The organism is bacterium, from assembly GCA_024224155.1.
Taxonomy (GTDB): domain Bacteria; phylum Acidobacteriota; class Thermoanaerobaculia; order Multivoradales; family JAHEKO01; genus CALZIK01.
The window spans coordinates 1-4324 of record JAAENP010000365.1 but is presented as its reverse complement, the minus strand read 5'-3'; the positions used below and the strand labels follow the sequence as shown (position 1 = coordinate 4324).

Below are 4324 nucleotides of genomic sequence, written 5' to 3'. Positions count from 1 at the left end.
GGGCGCGGACCGCAGCTCAATCGAGGAGCCGGCGCTTCGAGCGCCGACGGTTTTCTCTTCCTGCACGCCGACACCGTGCTACCGAGCGGCGCCGTCCAATCGGTAGAGACCGCTCTTGCCTCGGGCGCCGTCGGTGGCGGCTTTCAGGTTCGCTTCTCTTCTCCGCGCCCCATCTACAAGCTCGGCTCGCGAATCGTCAACCTGAGGACGCGCTGGTTTCGATCTCCCCTGGGCGATCAGGCTCAGTTCGCGACGCGGGCAGCGTTTCACGAAGTGGGCGGGTATCCCGACTGGCCGATCCTCGAGGACCTCGAGTTCATCCGGTGCCTGAAGCGAAAGGGCAAGATAGCGATTCTGCGGCCACCCGTCACCACCTCAGCCCGCCGGTTCGAGGAACGGGGAATCACCCGAACGATCATCTTCAACTGGCTGATTTTCGCCCTCTACTTCGCCGGCGTCTCGCCCGAGCGGCTCGCCCGCCTGTATCGCGACGTGCGATAGCCGCTCTATGAAAGACCACCCCTTGGGGTGGGCTCGAAGTCGCTTGGAGGGTGGCGCGCCGCCTCGATCCTTGGCTTACCGTCTCTCTTACATGGCGATAGGAAGACTTGCGGCGGGCATGTGCTTGACGTGCTTGTGGCCGCTGACGATGCCTGCGCCGGCGTCAGGCGAGGTCTCGAACGCAATCGCGGACGAAACCGTCGAGCCCCATCGGGCTCGCCGATTTCTCGACGCGCTGACCGTCACGGCAACCCGAACCGAGCACGCAGTCGACGAGGTCCCGGGAACCGTCAGCGTCATCACGCGACGGCAGATCGAGACCCAGGTGATACGAGACGTGCGAGATCTTGTGCGCTACGAGCCCGGCGTCTACATAGAAGGCTCGACCAGCCAGTCGGGACTGGGCGGTCTCAACATCCGTGGTGTCGGAGGCAACCGGGTTCAGACCCGGATCGACGGCGTCCCGATCGCCGAGGAGTTCGAGTTCGGGCACTTCGAGGTACCGCCGTACACCCTCCCTCTAGAGTCCGTCGAGAGGATCGAGATTCTCCGCGGGGCCGCGTCATCCCTGTACGGCAGTGACGCACTGGGCGGCGTCGTCTCGCTCGTGACACGAGATCCGACCGACTACCTCGCCGGCCGGAGCGGCTCCTATCTGGCGCTCCGAACCTCCTGGGATGGGCGCGACGAGAGTGTTTCCGAGGGAGTCACCTGGGCGGGACGGAGCACCGGCTGGCAGGCGTCGATTTCGGTCGACCATTCGACGGGTCACGAGCGAGATAATCAGGGCGACATCGACACAGCCGACTCGTCCCGGACCGCGCCCGATCCCCAGGACCGGAGCGCCTTCGGCCTGCTCGGTAAGCTGGTGCACCAAGGGACCCCTTCGAACGAAATCGAGCTCACGATAGAGGGGCTCGACCGGCGGGTCGAAACCCGGGTTCTCTCCTCGCAGGGCACCACGAACCTGGGAGCGATCTTCGGTTTCGGGCCCGAGGTCACCTATCTCGTCGACAAACCGGCGGTCGATGCCGCCGACGAGCAGCGGCGGTGGCGATTCAGCCTGGAACAGTCTCTTACCGGCAAGCTGGCCGATCATCTGCTCTGGCGCCTGCATACCCAATCGAACCAAACCGAGCAGGACACGAAGGAAATCCGCGTTACCACGCGTGGTGGCGGTCCGTTCGGTGCGCTCAAGACCACCGAGGTCCGCCGCGACGGTCTAATGCGCTTCGAGCAGGACTCCGCAGGCGGCGAGCTCCAGGCCAGACAAGCATTCGGAGGCAGTGGCGCCAACCTCCTGACCCTGGGCTCGACGTTCAGCATCGATCGCTTCGATCAACTCCGCGATCGGCCCGAGACCGATCTTCTGACCGGCGAGCAGCTCCCATCGAGTGACGGTTTGATCTTCCCGACCAAATACTTCCCGGAGAGCCGGGTTCTCGAAGCCGGCTTCTATGCGCAAGCGGAGCTCAGCTTCCTCGACGGCCGGCTCAATCTGACTCCGGGCCTGCGCTACGACCATCTCGACCTGAGCATCGAAGACCAGGACCCGATCTTCCTCTCAGGAAACCGGGGCACACCGCCGCCGGTCGAGCTCAAAGAAGGCGCTCTCTCACCTAAGCTTGGTTTGGTCGCCTCGCTGGGCAACAGAATCACCCTGCACGCGCAGTACGCCCACGGCTTTCGAGCGCCCCCCTATAGCGCCGTCAACAGCGGCTTCACCCACCTGGCCGGCGGTCAAACCCGGTTGCCGAATCCCGAGCTCAGGCCCGAGAGTAGTGACGGCTTCGAGCTGGGCCTGCGCGGCTCGGCACGCCGCACGAGTTTCAGCGTCACGGCGTTCTCAAACAACTACCGGGACTTCATCGAATTGGTGGTCCTGGGACTCAACCCGGCCACGGGCTTGACTGAGTTCCAGCAACAGAATGTGACCCGTGCGCGCATATCGGGCCTGGAGGCGGCGGCCCAGGTCAATTTGGGCAGCCAGTGGGAGCTGCGAACCTCAGCGGCATACATCGAGGGCCAAGACCGCTCCCAGTCGGCTCCTTTGAACTCGATCCATCCGCCCCAGTTCGTGCTCGGTCTTGCTCGCGAGTCGAGCGACAGGAGCTGGCACATGGAGATCGCGGGACGCCTGGTGATGGCAAAACGATCGCAGGATCTCGACCAGCGCGCGTTCCAACAGTTCCCCGCCCCCTCGTACGAAGTTCTGGATTTCTTTGCCGGCTGGAAGCTGACCGAGTCCGTGGTCGTCGACGCCGGTCTCTTGAACCTCTTGGATGAAACCTACTGGTCGTGGGCCGAGGCCCTTGGCCAGAGGGGAAGCTCGCCTTCACTGAATCGACACACGGAAGCTGGCAGGACGGCGGCGGTCTCACTGCGCTATCGCCGATAGCGCAGGCAAGCGCCACTAGCCAACCCGTGGGAAAGGAGATCTGAAAGATGACCAGAAACAATTCAAGGTGGCTGATGCAGTCGGCCGGACTGGTTCTTCTCATGCTGGTCACCGCCTGTGGCGGAGGCCCTTCGGACATGAGCGCCGACGCCAAAGCCGGCGAAGAGGTATTCACACGCAACTGCACCGCGTGCCACACCGTTGGCCAGGGCAAGCGGATCGGACCCGATCTCGCGGGCAGTACTGAAAGGCGCGACCACGACTGGCTCGTGCGCTGGCTCGACGACCCGATCGGCATGGGCCAAAACGACCCCCTGGGCCAGCAACTACTCGCCGAGTGGGGCAACATCCCGATGTCCGACTCCAACCTGGATCCCCAAGAGATCGACCAGGTCATTGCCTACATCGAATGGGCAAATGCCCAGGGCGGCGCTGAGATCGTCGAAGAGCCGCCGATGGAGCTCGACGAAGAGCAGTTTGCTCATGCCAAGCAGGTCTACTTCGATCGCTGCGCCGGTTGCCACGGCACGCTGCGCGCCGGCGCTACCGGCCCCAATATCCAGCCGGCACGCACCCAAGAGATCGGCACGACGGCGATCAAGGCGACGCTCATGAACGGTCTTCCCGGCGGCATGCCGCCTTGGGGCCGGATGGGCATCCTCTCCGAGGAAGAGATCGCGATGATGGCGAGCTATGTCCAACGGGAGCCACCGATACCGCCGCAGCTGCCGCTCGAAGAGATTCGGGAGAGCTGGGAGGTCTTGGTTCCAGTCGCCGAGCGGCCAGCCAAACCCCAGACCGAGCGCGACTGGGAGAACTATTTCGGGGTCATCCTGCGGGACGCTGGTCAGGTGGCGATCATCGACGGCGACACGAAGGAGAAGCTGGCCATCGTCGAGACCGGCTTCGCGGTCCACATTCTCCGCTCCTCCTCGACCGGTCGCTACTTCTATGCCATCGGCCGCGACGGCAAGGTCTCGATGATCGACCTGTGGACCGAGACACCGAGCCTGGTGGCCCAGGTCCAAGGTTGCTTCGACGCCCGCAGCGTCGACGCGAGCAAGTACAAGGGCTACGAGGACCAGCTGGTCATTGAAGGCTGCTACTGGCCACCTCAGTACGTCATCCTCGACGGTCAGACCCTCGAGCCGCTCAAGGTCGAGAGCGTGCTGACGCCTACCTACGACACCAACGAGCCGCTGGACGAAGTCCGGGTGGCGTCGATCGTCGCCTCGCATTTCGACCCACTCTGGGTCGTGAGTCTCAAGGAGTCCGGCCACGTCGGCCTGGTCGACTACTCGAAGCCCGATTTCCCGATGATCGCCAAGATTCCCTCGGAGCGCTTCCTCCACGACGGCGGCTTCGACCACGACGGAAGGTATTTCATGGTGGCGGCGAACATGCGTGACCAGATCGTGGTGGTCG

Annotated in this window: 3 protein-coding genes; all 3 read left to right on the top strand. The window is 63.9% G+C overall.

The genetic code is table 11. The annotated features are described in order from the left end of the window. Positions 1-501 (top strand): glycosyltransferase family 2 protein (locus GY769_18750; GenBank protein ID MCP4203962.1); only part of this gene is annotated, 501 nt, incomplete at its 5' end. 148 nt (positions 502-649) lie between these two features. After that, positions 650-2899, top strand: a complete 2250-nt coding sequence (locus GY769_18745) for a TonB-dependent hemoglobin/transferrin/lactoferrin family receptor (protein ID MCP4203961.1) — start codon at positions 650-652, stop codon at positions 2897-2899. Between the two features lie 353 nt (positions 2900-3252). Then, positions 3253-4324: nitrite reductase (locus tag GY769_18740; protein MCP4203960.1), on the top strand; the 1072-nt coding region annotated here is incomplete at its 3' end.

Coding starts and splice junctions, on each gene's coding strand:
- GY769_18745 (MCP4203961.1), top strand. CDS start 650: ATGCCTGCGCCGGCGTCAGGCGAGGTCTCGAACGCAATCGCGGACGAA.